The organism is Variovorax sp. 160MFSha2.1 (assembly GCF_048305075.1).
Lineage (GTDB): Bacteria > Pseudomonadota > Gammaproteobacteria > Burkholderiales > Burkholderiaceae_C > Variovorax > Variovorax guangxiensis.
Genome location: NZ_CP157624.1, coordinates 770,876 through 795,990, shown reverse-complemented (window position 1 = coordinate 795,990; position 25,115 = coordinate 770,876). Strand labels below are relative to the sequence as shown.

Below are 25,115 nucleotides of genomic sequence, written 5' to 3'. Positions count from 1 at the left end.
CGCCGCCCTCGGCGTGCCCCCGGGAGAGCGTCCGATGAGCACCGGCAGCCTCGGCCTCGTGGTCGCCGCCTGCTTCGCCCTCGGCGCCGCCTGGCTCGCCGGCAAGACGCTCTCGACCCGCGCCAACGGCACGCCGATGCCCCAGCTCGCCGCCCGGCAGGAAGCAGCCGCCGCGCGCGAACGCATCGACCTGCGCCAGCCGCTGCGCGCGCTCGCCACAACGCCCACCACGCATGGCGAAACCCTGGCGCAGCGCGGCATCGGGCTCGACCTCGCCGTGCCGGACGCCGCGCTCACGGTGGTAGCCATCGCCGGCGACCTGCCGCTGCTCGTGTCTCACATCGCCGACGCCGCGGCCGCGACCTTGCCGCGGGGCGCCACGCTGCATGTGCTGGCGCGCGCCGAAGGACACCAGGCGGTGGTGAGCCTGCGCGAAGCCGACATTTCCACCGGCACCGCGCCCCGCCTCTCGCAGGCCTTCGAGACCGGCATCGGCCGACCCACGTCGTCCCTGGCCCATGCCTGCCAGGCCATCGCCGCGCGCCACGGTGCGCGCATCTATACCGCGCCCTCGCCGCTGGGCGACGGTTGCCTCACGCTGCGGTTTCCGCTGTACGGCGTCCGCGCCGCGCGTGCGCCGAAAGGGCTGCTCTGATGCCCGCCCGACGGCTCGTCGACGGCTGCTGCCTCGGCGCGGCGGTGGCCGGCCTCGCGCTCTCGGTCGGCTTCGGCCGCTGCGAGCAGGGCCGCGCGGGCGCCACGGCCCTGTCCACGCTCGCGCCCATCATGCAGACCCGCAGCCACCGGCTCCCGACAGGCTGCCCTGCCGGGGCGAAACGCCGTTCGCCAGCGCCAACGCAGTGAGATAGATTCATGCCTGCCGCACTCGCCGCGTTCCCGAACGACTTTTCCTCGCCCTCCTCCATGCCGGACGACCGTCCTCCTTCGCGCAGCGTGGAAAGCCTCTACGGCGACCACCACGGCTGGCTGCTCGGCTGGCTGCGCCGCAAGCTGGGCCACCCGGGCGACGCCGCCGACCTGGCGCAGGACACCTTCGTGCGCGTGCTGGGCCGCCCGCGCGACATCGACGAGGTCCGCGAGCCCCGCGCCTGGCTCACCACCATCGCGCATGGGCTGGTGGTCGACCACGTGCGCCGCCGAACGCTGGAGCGCGCCTGCCTGGAGGCGATCGCCGCGCTGCCCGAGCCGCAGGCGCCCTCGCCCGAGGCGCAGATGCTGCTGGTCGAATCGCTGGTGCGCATCGACGCGATGCTCGATGGGCTGCCGTCCAAGGCGCGCAGCGCCTTCTTGCTCTCGCGGCTCGACGGCCTCGGCTATGCCGAGATCGCGCAGCGCCTCGATGTGAGCCTGAGCTCCGTAGAAAAATACATGGCCACCGCCATCCGTCACTGCCTGGCGCTGAAATGATGAAACTCCCCCAGGCTTCGCGCACTTCGTATCGCTTCTCCTCCCCCCTCGCCGGGGGCAACACCGGCGGCCCGGCAAAGCCGGTTCCGCGGTGTTCCTGGCTTTGGCCGAGGCTATATCGTGCGACCGGGATCACGGGAAGTGCGCAGAGCCATCCAGAATGAAAGCCGCATTTCCTTCCACCCCGCTAACCGGCGACGGCACGGCCACGGCCGCCGAGCTGCTCGACCAGGCCATCGCCTGGGCCGTGCGGCTGGGCTCCGGCAGCGCCGACGAGAAGACCCATGACGAATGCGGCGCATGGCGCGCCGCGCATCCCTCGCACGAGCAGGCCTGGCAGCAGGTGCAGGCCGTGGAAGACACCTTCCGCCAGGTGCCGCGCATGGGCGAGGCCGGCGGTGCGCTGGCGCACGGCGCGCTGCAGGCGGCCACCCGCCTGCGGGCCCAGCAGGGCCGCCGCCGCGCGCTCGGGGTTCTGGGCGTGATGGGGCTGGCCGTCACGGGCGGCATGGCCGGCCTCTTCGTCTGGCGCGAGCAGCCATGGGAGAGCCGCACCGACTACGCCACCGCCGTGGGCGAACGCAAGCGCGTGACGCTGGCCGACGGCACCGAGCTGAACCTCAACACCGGCTCCGAGGTGCAGGTGATCTTCTCGCCGCGCCGCCGCCGCATCTTGCTGCGGCGCGGCGAGCTCTTCGTGCGCACCGGCGCGGACGGCGGCTCGCTGCTCGGCCACCGCGCATTCTGGGTCGAGACGCCGCACGCGCGCTTCGAGGCGCTGGGCACGCGCTTCGGCGTGCGCGAGCAGGACGACCAGACGCGGCTGTCGATGACCGAGGGCCGCGTGGCCATCCACACCACCGTCGACGCACAGCCGGTAGTCGCCCAGGCGGGAGACGGCTACATCGTGCGCGGCGGCGCGGCACAACCGCCCCAGCGCATCGTGGACCGCAGCTTCGAGCCCGACGCCTGGACCGACGGCGCGCTGGTGGCGCGGCAGATGAGGCTCGATGCCTTCATCGCCGAGCTGGCGCGCTACCACGCCACACCGCTGCTGTGCGACGCGGATGCGGCATCGCTGCGCGTGTCGGGCGTCTTCCAGCTCAGCGGCCCCGACCCCGTCGGCCGCGCGCTGGAGGCGCTGGTACGCACACTGCCGGTCCGGCTCGACCGCGGCACTGGAGGCACATTGACTGTCGCGCGACGTTGAGACGCCTTTCTCCGGACCGCCATCCCGGGTTCTGGCGGTTCCGGCAGACAAGGCCCACCCTGCTTTCCGCGCTGCTGCTGGGTATCGCGGCGGGATGGGCTGCGCCCATGAATTCCGCGCGCGCGCAGGCGCAGCCGGCGGATGTTCCGGCGCGCGCCAGCTTCGACATTCCGGCCGGCGCGATGGAAGACGCGCTCAGCAGCTTCGCGCGGCAGGCCGGCATCACGCTCTCCTTCGATCCGGCTCTGGTGCGCGGAAAGAATGCCGCCGCCATACAGGGCCGCCGCACCGTGGCAGAGGGCCTGGCCGAGCTGCTCTCGCCGCACCGGCTCGAAGCCGTGCCCGGCACCAGCGGCGCCTATGCGGTGCGCCAGGCCACGGGCACGCCCGCAGCGGTCTCCGGGCCCAACGCCATCCTGCCCACGCTCACCGTCAACGCGCCGGGCGAGCGCGCCGACGGCCAGGTCGAAGGCTACGTGGCGCAGCGCAGCGCCACGGCCACGCGCACCGACACGCCGCTGCTGGAAACCCCGCGCGCCGTCACCGTGGTCACGCGCGCGCAGATGGACGACCAGGCCGTGCACACCGTCGAGCAGTCGCTGCGCTACTCGGCCGGCGTGCTTACCGAAGTCGCGGGCTACGACACGCGCTTCGCCTCGCTCACGGTGCGCGGCTTCGCGCCGGCCGAGTACCTCGACGGCTTCAAGCTCCCCACCAACAGCTTCGCCACGCGCTGGCTGGTGGAGCCGCAGGCGCTGGAGCGCGTCGAGTTGCTGAAGGGGCCGGGCGCGGTGTACGACCCGTCGGCGCCCGGGGGGGCCATCAACATGGTGTCCAAGCGGCCCTCGGCGGAGGCGGTGCGCGAGGTGAGCGTCTCGTTGGGCAACCGCAACCGCCGGCAGGGCAGCTTCGACATCGGCGGCGCGATGAACGCCGACGGCAGCCTGCTCTTCAGGCTCAACGGCGTGCTGCGCAACAGCGACGGCCAGACCGACTACTCCCGCGACGACCGCAGCTTCATCGCGCCCTCGCTCACGTGGATGCCCTCCGCGCGCACCAAGGTCACGCTGATGGCGGAGGCCACGCGCGACCGCACCACGCCCAAGAGCATCTGGCCGCAGGGCGCGCTCATCACGCCCAACCCCTGGGGCAGCATTCCGCGCGAGCGCTACATCGGCGAGCCCGGCTACGACCGCTACAACCGCGACGCCTTCTCGCTCACCTACCTCTTCGAACACCAGCTCAGCGACAACTGGACGCTGCGGCAGAACGCGCGCCACGCCAGGCTCGACATCGACTACCGGCAGGTCTACGGCACCGGCTTCCAGAGCGACCTGCGCACGCTCGACCGCATGGTGATGCGGGTCGACGAGAGAAACCGCACCAGCACGCTCGACACCCAGGTCGAAGGCCGCTTCAGCACCGGCGCCGTCTCGCACACGCTGCTGATGGGCATGGAGTACCAGCGGCAGGCCAGCTCGCAGCAAGGCGGCATCGGCCCGGCGCCCTCCATCGATGCCTTCGCGCCGGTGTACGGCCAGCCTGTATCAGACCCACCGGTGAACGGACTGGGCGACAACAGCATCACGCAGCGCGGCTTCTACGTGCAGGACCAGATGCGCAAGGGGCCGTGGTCGCTGGGTCTCACGGTGCGGCAGGACCGCGCGCGCAGCAGCGTCAACCGGCTGGTGAGCTCGTCCTTCGGCATCGACACCAACACCAAGACCACCTACAACGCGGGCCTGCTGTACCTGGCGCCGAACGGGCTGGCGCCCTACTTCAGCTACGCGACCTCGTTCACGCCGCTGCCGGGCGCCATCCCCAACGGCACCCTGCTCAAGCCCGAGCTGGGCCGCCAGTTCGAGGCGGGCCTGAAGTACCGGCCGCCCGGCATCGACGCGCTCTTCACCGTGTCGGTCTTCGACCTGCGCAAGAGCAACTCGCCCGTCTTCGACCCGTTCGTCATCGGCCCGGTCTCGCAGATCGGCGAGGTGCGCACGCGCGGCCCCGAGTTCGAGGCGCGCGCCGCGCTCACGAAGCAGCTCAAGCTGGTTGCCAGCTACACGCTGCTCGACGCCAAGGTCACGCAGAGCCTGAACCCGGCGGAGATCGGCAAGCAGCCGCTGAACACGGCGCGCCAGACCGCCTCGCTGTGGCTGGACTACCGCTTCGGCAGTCCCGCGCTGAAAGGCTGGAGCGTGGGCGGCGGCATACGCCACGTCGGCAAGGTGCCGGCCAGCACCGACAACAGCAGCTACAACCCGCCCTACACGCTGGTGGACGCGGCGCTGCGCTACGAGCAGGGCCCCTACAGCTTCGCGCTGAACGCCACCAACCTCACCGACAGGAGCTACGTCGCGGGCAATGGCCAGTACTTCGGCCAGCGGCGCGCGGTGCAGGCGAAGTTCAGCTACCGCTGGTAGCAACGGCCGCGTCTCGCCGCTTCCTTGTTGCGTTCGCAACGCTGCATTGCTTGCGGGAAAGCACAGGCGCCGCTTGCGCGCCCCGTCCCTAGACTGAATCGCGCAGCGTGCTGCGATTTCGAAAGGGAGCAAACAGATGAGCACTCGAAGACTGCGCCAGCTCGCGCTGGCCATGGGACTTGCATCGCTTGCCGCTTGCGGCGGCGGTAGTGGCGGGTCGAACGGCTCGTTCCTGCCCTTGCCCGGAACGGGCGCGGGAACGGCGCCTCCATCGACGACGGGGGGCACCGCCGGCGACGCGTCCGGTGGTAGCGCAGGAGCCACGGCAACAACGACGACGGCGTCGACCACGGGCTCCGACGGATCGAATCCTTCCGGGCCCGCCGCCTTCGCCAGGCAGCCGCTGGCGAACTACGTCAACATCATGCGCGGCGCCAATTCGAGCGGCGACTTCACGCGGGGCAACACCTTCCCCGCCATCGCGGTGCCCTTCGGCTTCAACTTCTGGACACCGATCAATCGCAACGACAACAACTGGTTCTATCAATTCCACACCAGCACCGGCGAAACCTCCGACGGCTCGCCAATCAAGACGATCCATGCCTTCGCCACGGTGCACGAGCCCAGCCCCTGGATCGGCAACAGGCAGTCGCTCGCGATCATGCCCATCGGCGACCTGGACAGGCTCAATCCGGACAACCGCGCACAGACCTACTCGCGGGCCAAGGAAGTCGCGCACGCGCACTACTACAGCGTGATCTTCGACAACGGCATCCGCACCGAGATCACGCCCACGGACCATGCGGCCTACTTCCGCTTCACCGCGCCTGCCGCCATGCCGACCTCCACGGTACTGTTCGACCGCTTCGCCGGCGAGGGCTCCGGCAACCTCTCGGTCGACACGGCCGCCAATGCGGTATCGGGCATGGTGGACAACAACGGCGACAAGAACGCGCCGCTCATGTACTTCTACGCGAAGTTCGACGCGCCCATCACCGCGTCGAAGAACATCGACACCGGCAGCATCAAGACCTGGGTGCAGTTCGCGACGCCGGACGGCGCGAAGGTCGTGGGCATGAAGATCGCCACCTCCTTCATCAGCGTCGACCAGGCGAAGGACAACCTCGCGCAGGAGATCGGCGACAGGAGCTTCGACGACGTCCGGCAGCTGGCGGCTGCGGCGTGGGACAACAAGCTCAACACGGTCCAGGTGGAAGGCGGCACGGAAGATGCCAAGGCCTTCGAGCAGAAGAAGATCACGCTCTACTCGAACATGTACCGGGCCTTCCTGTACCCGAACTCCGCCTGGGAGAACGTGCGCGATGCGGCGACCGGCAAGGGCTCGCCGACCTACATGAGCCCCTACCTCCCCGGCACGCCGAAAAGGCAGGGAAAGATCTGGGTCAACAACGGCTTCTGGGACACCTACCGCACCACCTGGCCGCTCTATACGCTGCTCGTTCCGACTCAGGCGGGCGAGATGCTGGACGGCTTCGTCAACGCCTACAAGGACGGCGGCTGGGTGCCGCGCTGGTCGGGCCCCGACTACCGCGACAGCATGGTCGCCACCAGCTCCGACGTGATCTTCTCCGACGCCTACCTCAAGGGCGTGCGCAACTTCGACGCCGACGCGGCCTACGCCTCGATGCTGCGCAACGCCTCGGTCAACAGCACCGACGGCGCCAAGGGCCGCAAGGGCATGAACAAATCCGTCTTCTACGGCTACGTGCCCTCGGACACGATGTCGCGCGAGAGCGTGGCCTGGTCGCTGGAGGCCGACCTCAACGACTTCGGCATCGCCCAGATGGCCCAGGCGCTGAACAAGCCCGACGACCATGCCTACTACATGGACCGCGCGCTGAACTACACCCGCCTCTTCTCGGACAAGGGCGCGGGCGCCTGGGCCGGCAAGTGGTTCCGCGAGAGGGACAGCACCGGCCAATGGACCGACGACGGCACCACGCCCGACGACTGGGGCTACGGCTACACCGAGGGCAACGCCTGGTCGTACCAGTTCCTCGCGCCGCAGGACGGCCAGGGCCTGGCCAACCTGCACGGCGGGCGCGCGCAGCTCAAGGCCAGCCTCGACACCTTCTTCTCCGCGCCGACCTACCTGCAGCCCGGCAGCTACTGGACGGTGATCCACGAGATCAAGGAGGCCCGCGTGGTCAGCCAGCTGGCGGGCGTCGGCCAGTACCAGCATTCCAACCAGCCGGTGCACCACTCGATCTACATGTACAACTACGCGGGCGCGCCTTCGCAGGGCCAGAAGTACCTGCGCGACGTGATGAGCAAGCTCTACACATCCGGATTCGACGCCAACGGCCTGTCCGACGGCAGCGGCTACATCGGCGACGAGGACAACGGCGAGCAGTCGGCCTGGTACGTGTTCGGCGCCATGGGCTTCTACCCGGTGAGCATGGGCCGGCCCGAGTACGCGATCGGTGCGCCCTACTTCCCGAAGATGGTGGTTAGCCTGGAGAACGGCAAGCGCATCGTCATCACCGCCCCCGGCGTGAGCGACACCAACCGCTATGTGCAGAGCCTGCGCCTGAACGGCCAGCCGGTCACGCGCAGCTACCTGCTGCACAGCGAGATCGCCGACGGCGCGACGCTGGAGTTCGTCATGGGTGCGCAGCCCTCCTCGTGGGGCACGGGCGAGAACGACGTGCCGAGCTCGATCACGCAGGGCAGCGCGAGGCCCTCGCCGCTGAAGTCGCTGCTGCCCACCGGGGCCTACACGGTGTCGTCCAGCGCAACCGGCCAGCTGGCGAACGTGTACGACCGCAACTCCGACACCGCCTGGCGGAGCACGTCGGCCAACGCATGGATCGAGGCCGACGCCGCCACGGGCCAGCCCGCCAGCGTGCCGAAGATCTACACCCTGACCTCCGGCACGCAGGACGCAGGGCAGGACCCGAGAAGCTGGAAGCTCAAGGCATCGAAGGACGGCGTCGCCTGGGTCACGCTCGACGAGCGCAGCAACGAGAGCTTCACATGGCGCCAGCAGACCCGCCCCTTCGCGCTGAAGGCGGGCGCCGAGTCTTACAGCAAGTACCGCATCGAGTTCGACAACACCGGCACGATGACCGTGGCCGAGTTCGAACTGCTGGTGCAATGAAAGGGAAAGGAGCCGCAAGGCGCGGCTCCGCTCAGGCCTGCTGCGCCTCGGTCAGTGCCTGGGCGGCCACCACCGCCTCGGTGCGGTTGCGCACGTTGAGCGCGCGGAAGATCGCCGCCAGGTGGATCTTCACCGTGCCCTCGCTGATGCCAAGGCTGCGCCCGATCAGCTTGTTGGGCTTGCCCTGCGACAGCAGCTGCAGCACCTCGACCTGCCGCTCGGTGAGCACGCTGCGCAGGTGCTCCAGCGTCTGGGTGCCGCCACCACCGCCACCACCGGTGCCGCGCACGATCGCCTCGGTGCCCGCCTGCTGCGCCATGCCGGCCACGATGCCGGGGGGCACTGCCGTCAGCATCATCGGCGGCACGTACACGCCGCCGGCCAGCACCAGCCGCACGGCCGAGAGCATCACGTCGGGAGAGTAGGCCTTCGGTATGAATCCGAGCACGCCGCGCTCGAGCGCGCTGCGCATGATGGCCGGGTCTTCGTAGCCCGACAGCACGATCACCGGCACGGCCGGATGGCGCTGGCGGATCTCGTCGATGTGGGCCTGGCCGTCGGCGCCGGGCATGTTGAGGTCGATCAGGGCCAGGTCGAGGTCGTCGGTGGCTCCGGCAAGCAATTCGTCGACGCTCATCGCCAGGACGAATTCGATGCCGGGCTCCAGCTCCGACAGCTTGGCTTTGACCGCCTCGATGACGAGCCGGTGGTCGTCGGCGATCAGTATTTTCATGATGTCTTTTCCCCGTATCCCAGCGTGCGAAGCACGGCAGACGCTGAAGATACCGGCGAAAGCCCCGCGCAGCAAGGCCGGCGGCCCCACCAACGGCATAGACCCCAAGCGGTATGGCGCCCCTTGCAAGCCCTTTGAAAGAATGGCCGCCTACTCGAAGGAACCGGGGACATGGGCATGTGCCATCGCTGCAGACGCCGGTGCAAGGCATCCTTCGCAACGCATGAATGAGCGGGCCCGCCCATGGCCCGCCTTCTCGACTGTTTCTCCAGCTTCATCTCATCCGGCCTCGCGCTGGATGCGTCCATCGCGTCCGGCGCGCCACTGCTGCCGCACGACGCGGCGCAGCAACGGGCCCGCCAGCAGCTCGACGCGGCGCGCGCCGCCGCCGAGGCCGCCGGCACGCCCGCCGCGCAGGTCGAGTCGGCCTCCTTCGCCATGGTGGCCTGGATCGACGAGATCCTCGCGCGGCACCCGGACGCGGCCGGCGCGACAGGCACCGCCGCTCCCCTGCAGGTGCAGCTATTCAACTCCAACAACGCCCACAGCGAGTTCTTCCACCACCTCTCGGCCCTGGGCCCCGACGACGACGCGGTGCGCGAGGTGTACTGGCACGCGCTGGCGCTCGGCTTCAGGGGACAGTACTACTTCGAGGACGGCGACCATGGCGAACTCGGCAAGCTGAAGGACCTGCACGGCCGCCAGCTGCTGCTGCGCCCGCTGTCCATGGGCAGCCTGCTGCAGGACCACATCGCGCCGCAACCCTACGAGGCGCCCGACCCGCGCGGCCCCAACGACACGCGCCGGCGCGACCGCACCCTGCTGCTCGGCGCCGCCGCCCTGGCCTTGGCGCTGCCGCTGCTGTACATGCCGTGGCTGTGGTCCGGCGGCCCGCCAGCGGCCGCCACCGGCCTGGCCCAGCGTGTCGAGCAGCACCTGCAGGCTTTCGCCTGCGCCGACCTCACGGCCAGCGTCGACCACGAGGGCCGCACGCGGGTCACCGGCTTCGTCTCGCAGCCCGGAGACCTGCCGCGCGTCGAGCACGAAGTGAGCGCCCTGCCCGGCGTGAAGTCGCCGCGCTTCGACATCGGACTGCGCGTGTGGCCGCATTGCGAGGTGTTCGCCATCCTCAAGCCCTACCAGGCGCGCAACACCGAGAAGGCCTACGGCCTCGATGTGAGCGCGCCCACGGCCCGCGACGGCCGCCTGCGCGAGGGCGACAACGTGCGCGTGCAGGTGACCGCGCCGCGCCACGACAGCTACATCTGGGTCGACTACTACACGGCCGACGGCTCCGTCATGCATCTCAACGCCGGGCAGCAGCCTACGCGGCTGCACGCGGGCGAGGTCCTGGAGATAGGCCGCGACATCCCTTCCAGCTGGCTGGTGAGTCCGCCCTTCGGCAGCGTGCTGATCACCGTCCTTTCGTCGCCCACGCCCCTCACCGAAACCGCCGACCGGCCGCCCTTCGAACTCGCCTCCGCCTACCTGCTGAGGTTGCGCGAGTCGCTCGCGGCCAGCAAGAACAGCGACCGGCTGATCGCCGACTTCGTCTTCCTGGAGACCGTCTCGCGATGACCGGCCTGCTGCTGTCGCCCGCCCACCGCTTCTGGCTGCTGCTGGCGCTGTGCCTGCTGGGCTTCGGCCTGCTGTACGCGGTGGTGCGCGATGCCGGCCGGGGCGCGCGCCGGCGCGGGCTGCGCAAGCGCCTCGCCGCGCTGGCCGAACCGGCGGCCGATGCCGGCGGAACCGCACTGGCCGTCGACACGCTGAAGGAAAGCATGACGCGGGCGCAGCAGGCCATGCGCCGCGCGCCATGGGCCAGGCCCTCGGCGCCGGTGCCGTGGTTCCTCTTCTTCGGCGATGCATCGGCCAACCTCGCGGGGCTGCTCGCGACCGCGCACGCCGAACGCACGGACGCCGCATCCGGTGCCGCCTGGTGGCACTGGTGGCTGACCCATCGGCTGGTGGCTATCGAGCTCGATGCGGGCGCGGTCGGCGACAAGGCGGGCACGCCGCAGTCGTGCAGCCTGTGGCTTCACTCACTGCTTGCGCTGGCCGAGCGGCGCGACCGCCTGCCGCTCAACGGCCTCGTGGTGGCCGTGGCCGCCGGCGACCTTCTGGATGCCGACGCCACGGAGCTGAAGTCGCTCGCCGCGCGAACGCGCCGCCTGCTCGGTGAAGCCAGCGACGGCCTGCGGCTGCAGATGCCCACCTACCTCGTCGTGACCGGCCTCGAACGGCTGCCGGGCTATGCGACCCTGCGCGGAGCGCTGCCGCCCGAAGTGCTTGCGCAGGCGCTCGGACACAGGCTGACCGATCCTTCAGCCTTCATCGAGACTCCGGCTGGCGAGCGGCTGGACACCGTGTTCGAGCCCATCGCGCAGCAGCTGCACGCGCTGCGCATGTCGCTGCTGCGCGAGCAGCCCGGCCCCACCGGCCGGCTCGCCATTCATGAGTTCGTGGAAGCGGTGCGCGCCCTGCAGCCGGGGCTGCGCCAGTTCGCGCAGGTGCTGTTCGAGAGCCACGGCCGCGGGCCGCGCGCGCCGCGCTGGCGCGGCTTCTATCTCACGGCATCCGCGTCGGACGCGGCCGGCGGCGCCTTCGTGCATGACCTGTTCGAGCACTTCCTTCCCGTCGACCAGCCTTTGGTGCGGCCGGGAAGGCCGTCATGACCGGTAGCGCACGGGCTACCTGGCGTCCACGCGCATCGCACGCGCGCCGAAGGTCACATCGAGCGACTGCGCCTTGCCGGTGACCACCGGACGCACCTCGCGCCAGCGTGCGCGGTCGAGGTCGCGGTAGGCCGCCATCACGCCCATGGACTTCGCATCGGGCGGCAGGTTGAAGTCGAGCTTCTTCGTCTCGCCGGGCCGCAGCAGCACTTCCTCGCGTTGCACCAGTTCCGCGCCGAGCGTGGCCTGGTCCTTCTCGAAGAGCGAGAAGAAGTCGGCGCCGTCGAACGGGCCGGGCGACTTCAATGCATACACGCGCACCGTGAGCGGAGATGCGCGGCCGCGCGCATCGGGGTTGGCGTCGGCGCCCGCGGTGAGCGTGACGGCCACCGTGGTGACCACGGGCTTCGCCGCACAGCCCGCAAGCAGAAGACCGGCTCCAGCAAGGCCAAGAACGGCGATGTGGCGCCGCGTTGCCGCGGCAAGGAAGCCCTCATAGGACGAATGGTGTGTACCCAGCGTGCGCATGCTATTCCCTTCGTTGCATTGACCGGTCAAGACGCATCTTTGATTATCACCAGCGAACTCCGATAGGCAACATGCTGAACAACGAACTCGCTGCAACACTGCTCGCGCCCATCGGCGATGCATCGCCGTGCGGCGACGATCTCGAGTACGACGCGGACTTCATGGCGCTGGTCGCGGACGCGCAGGGCAAGCCCGAGCAGCAGTTCGGCGACACGGTGATCCCCGCGGTCGAGCCCGAGTGGCGCGAGGTGGGCGAGAAGGCCGGGAACATCCTGCGGCGCAGCAAGGACGTGCGCGCCGCCGTGCTGCTGCTGCGCGCCTCCACCCGCCTGCAGGGCGTGGAAGGCTTCGCCTCCGGCCTGCGGCTGCTCAACGGATTGCTCGACACCTTCTGGGACGGCATACATCCAAAGCTGGATGCCGACGACGACAACGACCCGACGATGCGCCTGAACGCGCTCGCGCCGCTGACCGACGAGACCATGGGCCTGCGCGACCTCTACGAGGCGCAGGTCGGCGTCGCGCGCGGCGTGGGGCCGATCCGCGTGCGCGACATCGCCATCGCGCACAACGCGCTCACCGCCGTGGGCGGCGAAGCCACCTACTCGATGGCACAGGTGCAGGGCGGGCTGGAGGCCATCCAGTCCGAGCGGCCCGATGCCATCCAGGCAGCGCTGGGCGTGCCCGCGCTGGTGGAGCAGTTGAAGAAGCTCATCGCCGAGCGCACAGGCCGCGCCGATGCATTCGACCTCGACCCGCTGCGCTCCATCGCACGTATGCTGCAGAAGGCCTGCGCCTCCGCCAGCGGCTCCCCGGCAGATGCCGCCGCCGCGCAGGACTCCGGCGGCGCCGCGGCGGATGCACAAGCCAACGGTGCCGCGGCCGCGCGCCCCGCCGCCGCGCGCGGCGAGATACAGAACCGGCAGGACGCCGTGCAGATGCTCGACCGCGTGATCCGCTACCTGGAGCAGGCCGAGCCGGGCAACCCCGCGCCGCTTCTGATCGAGCGCGCCAAGAAGCTCATCGGAGTGAGCTTCCTCGAGATCATGGCCAACCTCGCGCCGAACGCGATGGACACCATTGAAACGGTCACGGGCCGCCGTCCTTCCGAGTAAGCCCCGACCACCACCCCGCATCCGTCCCCATTCACACCCGCAAGGAGCATCTCCATGGCCAAGAGCAGTCAGAAATTCATCGCCCGCAACCGGGCGCCCCGGGTCCAGATCGAGTACGACGTGGAGCTCTACGGGGCGGAGAAGAAGGTGCAGTTGCCCTTCGTCATGGGCGTGCTGGCGGACCTCTCCGGCAAGCCGGCCGACCCGCTCGCGCCGGTGGCAGACCGCAAGTTCCTGGAGATCGACGTCGACAACTTCGACTCGCGCATGAAGGCCATGAAGCCGCGCGCGGCCTTCGCGGTGGAGAACTCGCTCACCGGCGAGGGCGACCTGAAGGTGGAGCTCACCTTCGAGAACATGGAAGACTTTTCGCCCGCCGCGGTGGCGCGCAAGGTCGGCGCGCTCAACAAGCTGCTGGAGGCGCGCACGCAGCTTTCGAACCTCGTCACCTACATGGACGGCAAGGGCGGCGCGGAAGAGCTGCTGGCCAAGGTGCTGGAAGACCCGGCCCTGCTGCAGACGCTGGCCGCGAGCAAGAAACCCGAGGACGGCAGCGCCCCCGCCGCCTGAGTCGACAACCATCAGAGCACACGAGGAGTAGATCACCATGGCCGAAGCACTCGAACAGAGCGCGCTGAAAGATGTCGCGTACGCTGGCAGCGACTTTTCGTCGCTGCTGCAGAAGGAATTCAAGCCGCGCAGCGACGAAGCCAAGAGCGCCGTCGAAGCCGCCGTGCTCACGCTAGCACAGCAGGCGCTGGCCAACAGCACCATCATCGGCAAGGACGTGACCAAGTCGATCCAGGCCATGATCGCCGCGATCGACGCCAAGCTGACCGACCAGGTCAACAAGATCATCCACCACCCCGACTACCAGAAGCTCGAGAGTGCGTGGCGCGGCCTGCACTACATGGTGAACAACACCGAGACCGACGAGAACCTCAAGATCCGCGTGATGGACATCTCCAAGCAGGAGCTGGCCAAGAACCTCAAGAAGTTCAAGGGCGCGGCCTGGGACCAGAGCCCGATGTTCAAGAAGATCTACGAGCAGGAATACGGCCAGTTCGGCGGCGAGCCCTTCGGCGCGCTGGTGGGCGACTACCACTTCGACCAGAGCCCGCCCGACGTGGAGCTGCTCGGCGAGATGGCGAAGATCGCCGCCTCGGCGCACGCGCCCTTCATCACCGGCGCCAGCCCCAACCTGATGCAGATGGAGTCGTGGCAGGAACTCGCGAACCCGCGCGACCTGACCAAGATCTTCTCCACCCCCGAGTACGCCGGATGGCGCAGCCTGCGCGAGTCGGACGACTCCAAGTACATCGGCCTGTGCATGCCGCGCTTCCTGGCGCGCACGCCGTACGGCGCCAACACCAACCCGGTGGAGGAGTTCGACTTCGAGGAAGACACCGCCGGCGCCGACCACAACAAGTACGCCTGGGCCAATGCGGCCTACGCGATGGCGACCAACATCAACCGCTCGTACAAGCTCTACGGCTGGGGCTCGCGCATCCGCGGCATCGAGTCGGGCGGCGCGGTGGAGAACCTGCCGCTGCACACCTTCCCGAGCGACGACGGCGGCGTGGACCAGAAGTGCCCCACCGAGATCGCCATCAGCGACCGCCGCGAGGCCGAGCTCTCGAAGGCGGGGCTGCTGTCGATGATCCACCGCAAGAACTCCGACTTCGCGGCCTTCATCGGCGCCCAGTCGCTGAACAAGCCGGCCGAGTACGACGACCCCGACGCCACCGCCAACGCCAACCTGGCGGCGCGCCTGCCCTACCTCTTCGCCTGCAACCGCTTCGCGCACTACCTGAAGTGCATCGTGCGGGACAAGATCGGCAGCTTCAAGGAGCGCGAGGACATGCAGCGCTGGCTCAACAAGTGGATCATGAACTACGTGGACGGCGACCCTGCCAACTCCTCGGAAATCACCAAGGCCCAGAAGCCGCTGGCCGCCGCCGAGGTGGTCGTGGAGGAAGTGGAAGGCAACCCGGGCTACTACACCTCCAAGTTCTTCCTGCGCCCGCACTACCAGCTGGAGGGCCTCACCGTCTCGCTGCGCCTGGTGTCGAAGCTTCCCTCGGCCAAGGGCGGCGCCTGAGGCACCGGAAGGAAGAAGAGAAAGAAGAAAAGAAAGCTCGGAACGGGCCGGTTTTTTCTTGAAATTCCCGATCCCATTTCGTTCTATCCACAGCTGCCGGGGACCGGCCCCGCCGACAAGCCTCCGGCAGCACAAGCATCCGTCTCGATCATCAACAGCAACTGCCCGAACGCAATCGGGTTCCAAGGAGTAGGAACATGTCTTCTGACTTTCACATCAAGCTCGACGGCGTCAAGGGCGAGTCTTCCCACAAGGACCACAAGGACGAGATCGAGATCTCGTCGTGGACCTGGAACGTGAGCAACTCGTCGGGCGCAGGCTCCGGCGGCGGCTCGGGCAAGGGCAAGGCCACGCCCGGCGAGTTCCACTTCACGCATGTCTACGACAAGGCCTCCCCGGTGCTGGCCAAGAACTGCGTGAGCGGCAAGCACTTCAAGGACATGGTCCTGACCTGCCGCAAATCGGGCGAAGGCCAGCAGGAGTACCTGAAGGTCACGCTCAAGGAAGTGTTCATCTCCATGGTCGGCCCCGGCGGCGCCCAGGGCGGCGACGTGCAGGAGCAGGTGTCGTGCTCGTTCAAGGACATCGAGTTCGCCTACAAGGCCCAGGACGACAAGGGCGCGGCCGGCGGCGAAGTCAAGTTCGGCTGGAACGTCGCGACCACCGAGACCCGCTGACGGACGACGGACCCGCCGGGCACGGCATCGGGCGCGCCAGTGCCCGGTGCGGTTCCCACGCGTCCTCACCGGAGCAATGCAATGGCATTCAGCACCCCACTCATCGGCAAAAGCGGCGCTCTGCTCACCGCCTACAACATCGACTGGTCGGTAGGCCGGATCGGCTCCAACACGCGTGAAGACGTGATGCTGGTGCAGGCGCTGTTCAAGATCTTCTACTACGAGCTGCTGGGCTTCAACCACGACCTGGACCCGCCCCCGGGCCAGACCGAGGTGATCGTCGTGGACGGCTACTACGGGCCGGTCACGCAGAAGCACATCACGCACTTCCAGACGCAGGCGATCGCGCTGGGACAGAAGGTACTGCCCGACGGCATCTTCGATCCGTTCCGCGAGCCCGGCGCCTCCAGCACGCTGAGCAAGACGCGCTATGCGCTCGACCTGCTCAACAACGGCTGCGCCAACTGCTGCAAGGAACAGGGCATCGACAACTACACCAACCTGCCCAATCGCAGCGACATGCCGGCGCAGCTGCGCAACGCGCTGAAGAAGGTGAAGAAGACGGCGAGCAAGTACACCTACGTCGCGCCCCAGACCGTGCCGAGCACGGGCGGCGCCTGAACGGACAGCCGACCCGGCTGGAACGACAAGGGCCCGGAGCGATTGCTTCGGGCCCTTCTTCTTTTGCTTCTTTCCTTGCCTCGAGACGGAAATCCTCAGCAATCCGTGGACGCAACGTTCTCCGGCATCAGCCGCGTCACGTCGTCGCCGTCGTCCTCGATCACCCACAGCGTGAGCGCCGTGTAGTTGTCGTGGCCCGGCTTGGCATTGGCCTTGACCTGCGCGTCGATCAGCTCGGTCCACTGGCTGGGCGTGCGCGAGGCGTGCAGCGTGTCGATCAGGCATTCGTCGCCCAAGGGCTCCCATACGCCGTCGCTGCACAGCAGAAGCACGTCGCCGGGCAGCAGGCGCATGCGCTCCGACACCGCTATGTCGGGCGCCTCCTCGATCGAGCCCAGCGCCGACAGCAGCATGTTGCGCTGCGGATGCAGCCGCGCGCCCTCCTCGTCGAGCATGCCGCCGGCCACCATCTGCTGCACCAGGCTGTGGTCGGTGGTGCGCGCCACGATGGCACCGCCACGGAACAGGTAGGCGCGGCTGTCGCCGCTGTGCACCCAGGCGAGCGCCTGGCTTTCGAGGTCGATGGCCGCGAACACGATGGTCGAGCGCATGCCCGCGAGCTTGCCGCCTTCCGCCTGGCGCGCCACCACGTCGCGGTTGGCCTGTTCCACCAGGCCGCGCAGCGTGGCTTCGTCCAGCCCCGGCGCGGCCGAGAAGCCGCCGAGCATGCTGGCGCGCGCGGTGGCCGCCGCCACGTCGCCGCCGCCATGGCCGCCCGCACCGTCGGCCACCAGGCAGGCAACGTAGCGCTCATCGTGCCAATGACCGTGCACGTCCTCGTTGTAGGTGCGGCCTCCTTGCCGGGAGAGCGTGACGATTTCGATTTCCAAGCGGGTGCCTCGCGATGGCTGGTGTTGTTGTGGTGGCTTCGACCGGGGTCGTCGTTCTTCCTGTTCCGGCTCTTGTACCTACTGACCGTCGGACTTCAGGCGCGCCATCTGCTCCTCGTAGGCCTCGAGGAAGGCCTTGCCGAAGAGGCTGTGGAAGTCGTCCTCCGCCTCGCTCGCGATGCCGCCGTAGAGCGACACGAACTGGTCCCACAGCTTGGCCTTGCGGTTGGCGCTGAAGAGCGCGTCGAGCGCCGTCTTCGCACTGATCTTCTTCTCCAGCTCCGCCGGCTCGAAGCGCGCGATGACATGGGCCAGCGCGGCGCGCATGCCCACCATCACGCCGAACTGGTGGGCGCGCAGGTCATTGAAGGCATCGCGCATCGCGGCCTCGGGCGGCATGAAGCCGCGCACGCCGGGGCCCAGCAGGTGCGCCAGCGCCACCTCGACCGTGGGCGAGAACTTCAGCGGGTTGTTGGCCTGCGCCGCGATCATCGTGACCTCGGCGCGCACCTCGCGCTTGAACTCCTGGCGCGTGAGCAGCAGCTGCAGCGTGCCCTCGGTGGCGCTGCGCAGCATCGAGCCGATGCGCTCCATCAGGCCCGGCGTGAGCATCTCGGGCGGCTGGTGCGTGCTCGCGAGGCCGCGCAGGAAGGCGGCGAGCAATTCGTCGTCGCTGGCCATGCGCTCCGGTGCGGGTGCGGCGGGGCGTGGAACCGGCGCCGGCGCCGGAGGCCGCAGCGGCTCCAGCGGCCTGCCCGAGCCTTCCGGCCCGCTGATGCGGATCGGCTGGCCGGTCATGTCGTCGAACTGTGCCGGCGACGGTGCAGGCACGGGCACCGTTGCGGGCGGCTTTGGCGGCTCGACGGCCTTGGGCGGAGTGAAGCCGAACTGGTCGATCGGCAGATGGTCCGGCCGCGGCACGGGCGTGGCCGGCGCCGCCTGCTGCAGGGCCGCCAGCGGATCGGCGTTCGATGCGGTGTTCGGCTGCAGCAGCGGATCGGCCAGCGGCGACAGCGCGAGCGGATCGCCGCCGATGCCGCCGCCACCGCCCACGCCGCCGAAAAGCTCGTCGATGTTCGCCGCCTTGCCATGCGCGGGCGGCGCACCGAGGTCGGAGAAATCATCGAGCGCCCCGAGGCCGGCCGCCGGCGTCGACGAAGGCGTGGGCCCGAGCAGATTCGCGAAAGGATCGACCTGCGCGGCCTGCACGTTGCGCGAGCCGCTTTCCATCGGGTCGGGAAAGAGCAGCGAATCGGGCAGCGCGGCCGCGGGAGCCGCCACTGCAGGCGCAGCCGGTGCCGGCGCAGGAGCGAGGCCCGCGAGCAGGTCGGCGAAGGGATCGTCGCTCGACGACGCGGCAGCGGCAGGCGCGCCCGCGGGCGCCCCGATCACCGTGTTGGGAATGGCCAGCGAAGGCGGCGGCGCGGCGGCGGCCGTCGCGCGCACCGTGAGCTCGAAGCTCCCGACCACCAGCCGCGCGCCATCGGTCAGCGCCGCCTCCTTGCCCGAGCCCAGCGACACGCCGTTGCACTGCATCGGGTTGCTGCCCCGGTCGATGACGAAGTACTGCCCGTCGCGGCACAGCACCTGCGCATGCACGCGCGAGACCGTGCGGTCGGGATCGTCGAGCACCAGCGTGTTGGTATCGGCCCGGCCGATGGTGCCGCCATTGGGGCCGAAGTCCGCAGAGATGGACTGCCCCGCCGGAGCGCCTTGCCGGGTGATGACAGCGATATGGATCATGAATCGGCCCCCGAAGGCTCTGTGCCTGAATGCACCCGAACAAACTCGCAGGGAGTATTCATTCCGTGGGACATGTTGGCAATCTCGCCTTAAGAGGTATGCCATTGCAGCCAGGCTGCTACGGTTGTGAAGATGGCGGCGATGAGGAGCCAGGTGCGGGTGGCGGGGTCCTTCGCGCCGCCCCTTCTCATATACCGCACCGCCGCCGCGGCGAAGAACACGATGGCCAGCACGGCCAGGATGAAGGCTGCAGCCATGGCGGAGGCGTGTTCAGGCAGGTGCCAGGTGGTCGAGCCACCGGCGCTGGCGCCAGGCCGGCGCGCCCGTGGGAAAAAGCCGGGTTCCCGGATGCAGAAGGCACAGGTACTCGGCCGCGGCGATGCGCTGCCGCTGGAAGCCGCTGCGTAGTACCTGGACGCAATGCGTCCACGATGGTGGCGCGCCCATGAAGTAGCGCGCACCGGGCACGAAGCCTTCCGCGTTGCGCGACCACCAGCGTTGCACCCGCTCAGGGTCGGGCCAGGGCAGGCCTTCGTCCTCGTCCATCTCGACATCTTCGTGCGCCGCTTCATCGTCGGCTCCGGCGAATGTGCCCGCGACCGGCGCGCGCTCAAGATCCAGCGCCGCGAGATCGGCTCCCGTGATCAGACTGAAGGATTCGCCCGCTAGGCGCGACAGCACAGGGTCGTCCATCTGGCGAATCAGCCAGGGTACGGCCTGCGGGTCACCCAGAACGCCCGCCGCGCGCACGGCCTGGCGCAGGGTATCGGGGCTATCGAGCAACGCCTTCAGGACCGGTGCCGCCTGGCCGGGCTCGATCCATTTGAAGAGCGCCGCCACTGCGGCATCGAGATCCGGGCCGGGCATGCACGCGATGCCGCCCAGCGCTTCTACCGCGGCATGCCGGTCGCCCAGCCACAGGGCCGTGCGAGCCGCCTGGAAGCGGCATCGATCGTCCGGATCCCCGAGCGCCGCCAGGCATTCGCCGAGCAGATCAGTGCGTGCACAACGGCCGGCGGCACCCAGCCCCTGGGCACGCAGCGCGGCATCCTCGCCGCAGGCGATGGCCACGGCCAGTGCCTCGCCGGGGTCCACGCCGTGCGCTTCGCAAGCCGCAATGCCGATGCGACGCGCGAATGTGCGCGGCGACGCCTGCAGCTGCGCAACCAGACCCCGAAGCGACGCGCCCGACGTCCAGCCGAAGGCGCCCGCCACGCCGGGCTGCACGGACGGCTCAGCCTCGGCTAATGCGAACAACCTTGCCAGGACGTCTGTCGCACTGTGGGCGATGGCGAGCCAGGTCGTGGCAAAGACCGCGCCGACACCAGGCTCGGCGAGTGCAGCCTCCACACATCGCACTCCATGGCCGCCCGCGACCACCAGGCCGTCGAGATGCGCCGCAAGGCGTTCGTCGAGACGGCGCAGATGATGCAGCCTGACATGCGGCGCGCTCGACAGCGACAGCCGGATCTGGGCCAGCACGGCACTCTCATCCGCATGCTGCTGCACAACGACGGGAATCGGTGTCGCGGACGGCATGTGCATCGCGTCGGCCGTTCAGAGCAGTCGCGTCCAGCGATGCGCGGCCACCTCGAAGACCTCGGTGAAGCCGATCGACCACATCACGCCGTCGGCCGCGCTCAAGTGGTAACAGCTCGTGGGCGGGTCTTCCGCAGGCTGGAACGGCTGCAATCCCCGTGCATCGATCACATACAGGAGGTGGGTGGTCGACAGATAGATGCGATCCTCGAATGCCGCCATGCCCCAGAAAGTTTCCTCGGTGACCGCGTGCTCGACGATCTCCCAGTTCGTGCCCCGCCCCTTCACCACGACGCCCATCTTTCCGCATGCATAGACATGGCCGTCGGGTGCGCAGATCACCTTGTGCAATGCCACGTTGGTGGGGCTTTGGAACTGCTGCCAGCGGGTTCCGTTCCAGCCCCAGATCTCGCCGTCCCAGCCGACGGCATATACCTCCTGGTCCGAAAATCCGTCGATCGATTCGAACGACTTGTCGGTGAGCGGCTTGCCGTCGGCGGCCTGCGCCGTCGCGTCGATGCAGCGCCAGTGGCCCGGGCCCTCGCGCAGATAGCACTGCCGCCCGGTACCCACCGCATAGGCCCGCCCCCGCGCCACGGCGCGCACCTCGCGCAACGGGCCTCGATGCGAAGGATCGAGCTTGCCGTCGTGGATCGGTGGCTCTTCGGCGTTTTCGCCCCCGCCCAGCACACGCACCTGCCCCCACTGTCCCACCGCGATCAGGCGCTCCTGCGGCTGATGGCATACCGCAACGGAGGCTACCGCCCAGTGCAGGTCGATGCCGCCGACCTTGCCGCCGTCGATGGACAGGATGGTCGAGTGCGGCACTTTTTCCTTGGCCAGCTTCCGATCGGTCACCACAAGGTAGGCAAGGTCCGCATACCGCACACAGCCTGTGCTGATCGCCAGGCGGGCGGTATCGAGTTGCGCAATGTCGGTCAGCATCTTCAGGCTCCTAGCTGGTCATGCGTGCGTCAGCGCGTCGAGACGGACGGGACGCCCATCTCCGCGGCGATGCGGTTTCTCTCGGCCACGTCCGAGGTCATCTCGACGTTCGCGTTGATCTGGCGCCGGTCCGCTGTCGTCTGCGCGTTCTCGTGATAGCGGTTGAGCTGCGCTTCCAGGCAGCCGGGCGAGCAGTTGGATTCGGGGAAGGTCTTCTGCACGGCGGCTACGCCCGCGGAGGTGGCCTCCGTCAGTGTCCACTTGCCGCTCGGATGGGTCGCGGCGACCACCCCCTGTCGCGTGTGCATCTCGCCGTGCGTGGCGGTGGTCTGGTTGGGGCCCTCCACGCAGATGCAAGGCGCAGCATCCACGTCGTACTTTGCCCAGCCCGTCTCGCGCGGCTGTTCGTTGCGCGGCTGCTTCGGAAACTCCGGCCCTTTCAGGAACGACGCCGCGTCGACGACATGATGGGGCGTCTGTCCCTTGCAGCACTTGCTCGGGTCATAGGGTGACAGGAAGCAGCGCAGTGCCTTCTGGCAGTCATTCTTCTTCACGGCCTCGGCATAGTTGTTCCATTCCTGGTCCGCGATGGTGTTGAAGCGCTTCCATTGCGGGTCGTCCTTGCCGCGGTCGTCCTTGACCCGCTTGCGCGCGGCCTCCGCGTTCTTCGCCTTCTCGTGGTCCGGGCAGGTCTCGTTCGGATCCGAGCCATCGGGGCAGTTGTCGGCCACCGCCTGCTTCTCGTCGTTGCAGGACTTGAGACCTTTCGCCATGGCCATGCGCGCCGCAAAGATCTGCGGCGGCGTGTTGGAGGTGGGCGAGGCATGGTTGTGCGTCGTCATGTCCAGATTGCGCACGACGTTCTCGCCCTCGAACTTCACATCCATGGACCACGCGATGAAGTAGACCTTGCCACGGTTCACCGAGGTGACCACGCCCTTCTTGGCTGCGCACCCCGCTTCATCGCCCATGCTCTGCTTGAAGTAGCTCTTGTTCTTGAGCATGACCTCCTGCCCGTTGACCTGCACCGTGCGGCTGCCGTCGGTGGTGTCCGAGTCCATGCCCGTGTTCGGGTAAGGCACCGGTACACCGGGTGGCGTCGCGGGGTTCTCGGGCGGTGTGAAGCACACGTCGGGAAACGCGCAGATGGACTTGCCCGCACCCGCCTTGCACGCGACCTCCTGGTTGTTGGCATAGACCTGGTTCGACATGTCACGCGTCTCCCTGCGCGCTGACCACCATCGCCACGCGGCGTCCGTCGTCGTTACTCGCGGCAATCAACACAGGATCACCCGGCGCGAAGCCCTTGCGCGCGGCCGCGAGCGCCATCGCCATGCAGACCGCCAGCTGTGCCGCGCCGACTTCGCCCACGCAATCCGCCGGATGCCACAGGTCCATGAACTCGTGCCGGCCGCGCAACAGGCGGCTGGTCGCCAAATCGAACTCCTTGAACCCGTACTGCTCGCCGTTCAGGGTGGCGATACGGTAGCCGACCTGCGCCATCGCGAGGCCCGCCATGTCCAGAGCACCCTTCATCGCCTGCATCAGGCCCTCGCCTCGCAGCGGCAGATCCGTGTCGATCGATGCGGGCTCGTTGCCGTAGCCGATCCCCAGGCAGGCGATCTGAGGTATGGGCCAGTCGTGCCGGGCCGCTGGCGCGGCGACCAGCAGCGCTCCCGCAGCCTCGCCCGGCACGAAACCGTTCGAATTGGCGTCACCCAGCAATCGGTCTTTCGCGCCATAGGCGTCGAGCGTGGCAGCGACAAGCAGACTGTCCACCGCCACGATCAGCACCTGCGATGCCTCACGCGCGGCCATCAACCGGTGCGCCTGCGCCAGGGCCAGCGCGACACCGACTCGCCCCTGCGGAACCACGCCCGACAACGAGGGATGGAGCGGCACGCCCAGCACCACTTCCAGCTCCGCGAACAGCGCGTCGTCCAGCCCCTCCAGACGACCGGGCCTGTCCTGCTCGGCCACGCACAGCAGCAGGGGCAGCGGTGCTTGAAGGGCTTGCGAGGCCACCTGCATGCGCGGCGCGAGCACCTGCGCCGCGGCCATCGACGCCATCTCGACGAGGCGCGCTCGGCCACGCCAGGGCTCAGGCATCGGCACCTGCTGCGCCAGCAGCCATTTGCCATCGCCGCCGACGAAGCGCGTCTCGGTCGGATTTGTCACGCTGGCTCGAATCGCAGCGCAGGTCGCCTCGGCGGACAGACCGACGCTCGTAACAAGCCCCGCGTCGACGATCGCAATGGGAGACATGGCTATGCCGCCACCACCGGAATGGGGAACGTGGTGGCGTCTCGCCGCTGCCACCATGCTCGCCCCTGCCTGCCAACCAGCACCTGCGATATCTCGAAGATGTTCTTCTTCAGCGGACGGACCATGCGCCACGCCAGGCTGAAACGCCCCGCATCGGGTTCGATCACGACCGTATCGAGCGTCGCGGTGAAGTCCTCGCGCTCGCCACGGCGTGGAAACACGATGACCGGCGCGACCAGGTGCGGGATGGTGAAGCGAGTCAGGCCTTCGGGCGTCAGGTTGGCGAGCATCACCTCGACGGGGCCGGCCTCGAAAGCGGCAACCGGTAGTTGCTGGTCCGTCGGCGCAGCCTGGAAGTACCGCGGGTCGAAATCGGAAGGCAAGAAAGGAAAGGTGTTCGCGAGCCAGGCTTCGTCGTAGGTGCCCGCCAGTTGCAGCCGCGGCTCCCATCCCCTGCCGACGGGCCCGAATGCCATCGGGCGATAGGCATCGCCAGGATCGCGAACAGGGTTGTCGATTTCCTCCGTGGCCGGCAGTTGTGCACCTTCGATCCACGCGGCCCCGGCGTGACGATGAAAACCCCGGCCCACCGGGTTCGGCATGAAGGTGGAGTGCTGCGAAGGATCTTCATGACGTCGGTCGGTGCCCCCGAACGCGACGTCGTAGGAGATCGGCTGGCACACGAACGCCTCCGGCGGCGTGACGGAAAGACCGGAAAGACCGCGCTCCCAGCGCCGTGGCCCCACGACGGCCATCGTCTTCTGCCAGGTGCCGACCCGCACGCCCACCTCGACACGCGCGGCGGGACTGCCTCGGGGCGCATGGGCACTGCCGAGCAGCAGGATGTCGCAGCGCGGCTTGCGCGGCGCGAAATCAGCCTCGTAAACAGGCGCCGAGTAACCCGGTTCCCCGGTGAAGGTATCGGCCATCGCGAGCGGCAACTGCTCGTCATGCAACGAGAAGCTCCCCACTGGTTCGTCGGGCGCCGGCAGCCGGAAAGTGCCCTTGACGACCACGACCAGCATCTCCCGGCCATCAGGCGCCTGGGCCATGTTGAAGCCCGCGACCATGCGGGTGGCGTTGATGATCTCCATGCCTTCG

Annotated in this window: 23 protein-coding genes; 13 read left to right on the top strand and 10 right to left on the bottom strand. The window is 68.7% G+C overall.

Annotation, left to right across the window (positions count from 1 at the left end; all coding sequences use genetic code 11):
- The first annotated feature begins 34 nt into the window (after positions 1–34).
- From ABL838_RS03450 to ABL838_RS03425, 6 genes are all read left to right on the top strand, one after another.
- Complete coding sequence (locus ABL838_RS03450) at positions 35–655, top strand: hypothetical protein (RefSeq protein ID WP_418124156.1); 621 nt, start codon at positions 35–37, stop codon at positions 653–655.
- Positions 655–864, top strand: coding sequence for a hypothetical protein (locus tag ABL838_RS03445; RefSeq protein ID WP_418124154.1), 210 nt, complete (start codon positions 655–657; stop codon positions 862–864). The genes ABL838_RS03450 and ABL838_RS03445 overlap by 1 nt, the downstream gene beginning before the upstream one ends.
- A gap of 60 nt (positions 865–924) precedes the next feature.
- Positions 925–1,428, top strand: a complete 504-nt coding sequence (locus tag ABL838_RS03440) for a sigma-70 family RNA polymerase sigma factor (protein ID WP_184640552.1) — start codon at positions 925–927, stop codon at positions 1,426–1,428.
- Between the two features lie 160 nt (positions 1,429–1,588).
- Positions 1,589–2,638, top strand: coding sequence for a FecR family protein (locus ABL838_RS03435; RefSeq protein WP_418124153.1), 1,050 nt, complete (start codon positions 1,589–1,591; stop codon positions 2,636–2,638).
- Positions 2,639–2,745: 107 nt separating this feature from the next.
- The gene (locus ABL838_RS03430) at positions 2,746–5,061 is read left to right on the top strand and encodes a TonB-dependent siderophore receptor (RefSeq protein WP_418124151.1); all 2,316 of its coding nucleotides are present in this window, start codon (positions 2,746–2,748) and stop codon (positions 5,059–5,061) included.
- Between the two features lie 136 nt (positions 5,062–5,197).
- Complete coding sequence (locus ABL838_RS03425; RefSeq protein ID WP_418124149.1) at positions 5,198–8,182, top strand: GH92 family glycosyl hydrolase; 2,985 nt, start codon at positions 5,198–5,200, stop codon at positions 8,180–8,182.
- Positions 8,183–8,213: 31 nt separating this feature from the next.
- Here the strand turns inward: ABL838_RS03425 and ABL838_RS03420 are convergent, their stop codons facing one another.
- Positions 8,214–8,915 carry a response regulator gene (locus tag ABL838_RS03420; protein WP_418124147.1) on the bottom strand — a complete coding sequence of 234 codons (702 nt, stop codon included), beginning with the start codon at positions 8,913–8,915 and terminating at the stop codon, positions 8,214–8,216.
- A 243-nt stretch (positions 8,916–9,158) separates the two neighbouring features.
- On the opposite strand from ABL838_RS03420, the gene ABL838_RS03415 reads away from it, so the two are divergent.
- Complete coding sequence (locus ABL838_RS03415) at positions 9,159–10,493, top strand: DotU family type IV/VI secretion system protein (RefSeq protein WP_418124146.1); 1,335 nt, start codon at positions 9,159–9,161, stop codon at positions 10,491–10,493.
- The gene (locus ABL838_RS03410; RefSeq protein ID WP_418124144.1) at positions 10,490–11,590 is read left to right on the top strand and encodes a type VI secretion system protein; all 1,101 of its coding nucleotides are present in this window, start codon (positions 10,490–10,492) and stop codon (positions 11,588–11,590) included. The genes ABL838_RS03415 and ABL838_RS03410 overlap by 4 nt, the downstream gene beginning before the upstream one ends.
- Before the next feature lie 15 nt (positions 11,591–11,605).
- Here the strand turns inward: ABL838_RS03410 and tssJ are convergent, their stop codons facing one another.
- Complete coding sequence (gene tssJ, locus ABL838_RS03405) at positions 11,606–11,992, bottom strand: type VI secretion system lipoprotein TssJ (RefSeq protein WP_418124142.1); 387 nt, start codon at positions 11,990–11,992, stop codon at positions 11,606–11,608.
- A gap of 197 nt (positions 11,993–12,189) precedes the next feature.
- Here tssJ and tssA point away from each other — a divergent pair, with 197 nt between their 5' ends.
- The 5 genes from tssA to ABL838_RS03380 all read left to right on the top strand — a co-directional run bounded on the left by tssA (position 12,190) and on the right by ABL838_RS03380 (position 16,632).
- Positions 12,190–13,233 carry a type VI secretion system protein TssA gene (tssA, locus tag ABL838_RS03400; RefSeq protein ID WP_418124140.1) on the top strand — a complete coding sequence of 348 codons (1,044 nt, stop codon included), beginning with the start codon at positions 12,190–12,192 and terminating at the stop codon, positions 13,231–13,233.
- Between the two features lie 54 nt (positions 13,234–13,287).
- On the top strand, positions 13,288–13,803 hold the full coding sequence (tssB, locus tag ABL838_RS03395) for a type VI secretion system contractile sheath small subunit (protein WP_108142618.1): 516 nt from the start codon (positions 13,288–13,290) through the stop codon (positions 13,801–13,803).
- 37 nt (positions 13,804–13,840) lie between these two features.
- A complete protein-coding gene (gene tssC / locus ABL838_RS03390) occupies positions 13,841–15,334 on the top strand; it encodes a type VI secretion system contractile sheath large subunit (RefSeq protein ID WP_126025742.1) in 1,494 nt (497 codons plus the stop codon).
- A gap of 197 nt (positions 15,335–15,531) precedes the next feature.
- Positions 15,532–16,011 (top strand): Hcp family type VI secretion system effector, encoded by a 480-nt coding sequence (locus ABL838_RS03385; RefSeq protein WP_126025741.1) that lies wholly within the window; start codon positions 15,532–15,534, stop codon positions 16,009–16,011.
- A gap of 81 nt (positions 16,012–16,092) precedes the next feature.
- A complete protein-coding gene (locus ABL838_RS03380; RefSeq protein ID WP_126025740.1) occupies positions 16,093–16,632 on the top strand; it encodes a peptidoglycan-binding domain-containing protein in 540 nt (179 codons plus the stop codon).
- A 95-nt stretch (positions 16,633–16,727) separates the two neighbouring features.
- Here the strand turns inward: ABL838_RS03380 and ABL838_RS03375 are convergent, their stop codons facing one another.
- From ABL838_RS03375 to ABL838_RS03340, 8 genes are all read right to left on the bottom strand, one after another.
- Complete coding sequence (locus ABL838_RS03375) at positions 16,728–17,522, bottom strand: PP2C family protein-serine/threonine phosphatase (RefSeq protein ID WP_126025739.1); 795 nt, start codon at positions 17,520–17,522, stop codon at positions 16,728–16,730.
- A 78-nt stretch (positions 17,523–17,600) separates the two neighbouring features.
- Positions 17,601–19,265, bottom strand: a complete 1,665-nt coding sequence (gene tagH, locus ABL838_RS03370) for a type VI secretion system-associated FHA domain protein TagH (protein ID WP_418124138.1) — start codon at positions 19,263–19,265, stop codon at positions 17,601–17,603.
- Between the two features lie 89 nt (positions 19,266–19,354).
- Complete coding sequence (locus ABL838_RS03365; protein WP_184639903.1) at positions 19,355–19,522, bottom strand: hypothetical protein; 168 nt, start codon at positions 19,520–19,522, stop codon at positions 19,355–19,357.
- Between the two features lie 13 nt (positions 19,523–19,535).
- Entirely contained in the window at positions 19,536–20,810 is a 1,275-nt protein-coding gene (locus ABL838_RS03360; RefSeq protein ID WP_418118972.1) for a TIGR02270 family protein, read from the bottom strand.
- A gap of 12 nt (positions 20,811–20,822) precedes the next feature.
- Positions 20,823–21,749, bottom strand: coding sequence for a hypothetical protein (locus ABL838_RS03355; protein WP_418124136.1), 927 nt, complete (start codon positions 21,747–21,749; stop codon positions 20,823–20,825).
- A gap of 29 nt (positions 21,750–21,778) precedes the next feature.
- On the bottom strand, positions 21,779–22,960 hold the full coding sequence (locus ABL838_RS03350; RefSeq protein WP_184639905.1) for a PAAR-like domain-containing protein: 1,182 nt from the start codon (positions 22,958–22,960) through the stop codon (positions 21,779–21,781).
- 1 nt (position 22,961) lies between these two features.
- A complete protein-coding gene (locus ABL838_RS03345) occupies positions 22,962–24,014 on the bottom strand; it encodes a hypothetical protein (protein WP_184639907.1) in 1,053 nt (350 codons plus the stop codon).
- 2 nt (positions 24,015–24,016) lie between these two features.
- Positions 24,017–25,108, bottom strand: coding sequence for a DUF2169 family type VI secretion system accessory protein (locus ABL838_RS03340; RefSeq protein WP_184639908.1), 1,092 nt, complete (start codon positions 25,106–25,108; stop codon positions 24,017–24,019).
- Between the last annotated feature and the right edge of the window lie 7 nt (positions 25,109–25,115).

Excerpts from the sequence above, each read along its gene's own strand:
- tssB (WP_108142618.1), top strand. The coding sequence starts at position 13,288 with ATGGCCAAGAGCAGTCAGAAATTCATCGCCCGCAACCGGGCGCCCCGG.
- ABL838_RS03350 (WP_184639905.1), bottom strand. The coding sequence starts at position 22,960 with ATGTCGAACCAGGTCTATGCCAACAACCAGGAGGTCGCGTGCAAGGCG.
- ABL838_RS03340 (WP_184639908.1), bottom strand. The coding sequence starts at position 25,108 with ATGGAGATCATCAACGCCACCCGCATGGTCGCGGGCTTCAACATGGCC.
- ABL838_RS03365 (WP_184639903.1), bottom strand. The coding sequence starts at position 19,522 with ATGGCTGCAGCCTTCATCCTGGCCGTGCTGGCCATCGTGTTCTTCGCC.
- tssC (WP_126025742.1), top strand. The coding sequence starts at position 13,841 with ATGGCCGAAGCACTCGAACAGAGCGCGCTGAAAGATGTCGCGTACGCT.
- ABL838_RS03450 (WP_418124156.1), top strand. The coding sequence starts at position 35 with ATGAGCACCGGCAGCCTCGGCCTCGTGGTCGCCGCCTGCTTCGCCCTC.
- ABL838_RS03360 (WP_418118972.1), bottom strand. The coding sequence starts at position 20,810 with ATGCACATGCCGTCCGCGACACCGATTCCCGTCGTTGTGCAGCAGCAT.
- ABL838_RS03445 (WP_418124154.1), top strand. The coding sequence starts at position 655 with ATGCCCGCCCGACGGCTCGTCGACGGCTGCTGCCTCGGCGCGGCGGTG.
- ABL838_RS03385 (WP_126025741.1), top strand. The coding sequence starts at position 15,532 with ATGTCTTCTGACTTTCACATCAAGCTCGACGGCGTCAAGGGCGAGTCT.
- ABL838_RS03415 (WP_418124146.1), top strand. The coding sequence starts at position 9,159 with ATGGCCCGCCTTCTCGACTGTTTCTCCAGCTTCATCTCATCCGGCCTC.
- ABL838_RS03355 (WP_418124136.1), bottom strand. The coding sequence starts at position 21,749 with ATGCTGACCGACATTGCGCAACTCGATACCGCCCGCCTGGCGATCAGC.
- tagH (WP_418124138.1), bottom strand. The coding sequence starts at position 19,265 with ATGATCCATATCGCTGTCATCACCCGGCAAGGCGCTCCGGCGGGGCAG.
- ABL838_RS03345 (WP_184639907.1), bottom strand. The coding sequence starts at position 24,014 with ATGTCTCCCATTGCGATCGTCGACGCGGGGCTTGTTACGAGCGTCGGT.
- ABL838_RS03430 (WP_418124151.1), top strand. The coding sequence starts at position 2,746 with ATGAATTCCGCGCGCGCGCAGGCGCAGCCGGCGGATGTTCCGGCGCGC.
- tssA (WP_418124140.1), top strand. The coding sequence starts at position 12,190 with ATGCTGAACAACGAACTCGCTGCAACACTGCTCGCGCCCATCGGCGAT.
- ABL838_RS03420 (WP_418124147.1), bottom strand. The coding sequence starts at position 8,915 with ATGAAAATACTGATCGCCGACGACCACCGGCTCGTCATCGAGGCGGTC.
- ABL838_RS03440 (WP_184640552.1), top strand. The coding sequence starts at position 925 with ATGCCGGACGACCGTCCTCCTTCGCGCAGCGTGGAAAGCCTCTACGGC.
- ABL838_RS03410 (WP_418124144.1), top strand. The coding sequence starts at position 10,490 with ATGACCGGCCTGCTGCTGTCGCCCGCCCACCGCTTCTGGCTGCTGCTG.
- ABL838_RS03425 (WP_418124149.1), top strand. The coding sequence starts at position 5,198 with ATGAGCACTCGAAGACTGCGCCAGCTCGCGCTGGCCATGGGACTTGCA.
- ABL838_RS03380 (WP_126025740.1), top strand. The coding sequence starts at position 16,093 with ATGGCATTCAGCACCCCACTCATCGGCAAAAGCGGCGCTCTGCTCACC.
- ABL838_RS03435 (WP_418124153.1), top strand. The coding sequence starts at position 1,589 with ATGAAAGCCGCATTTCCTTCCACCCCGCTAACCGGCGACGGCACGGCC.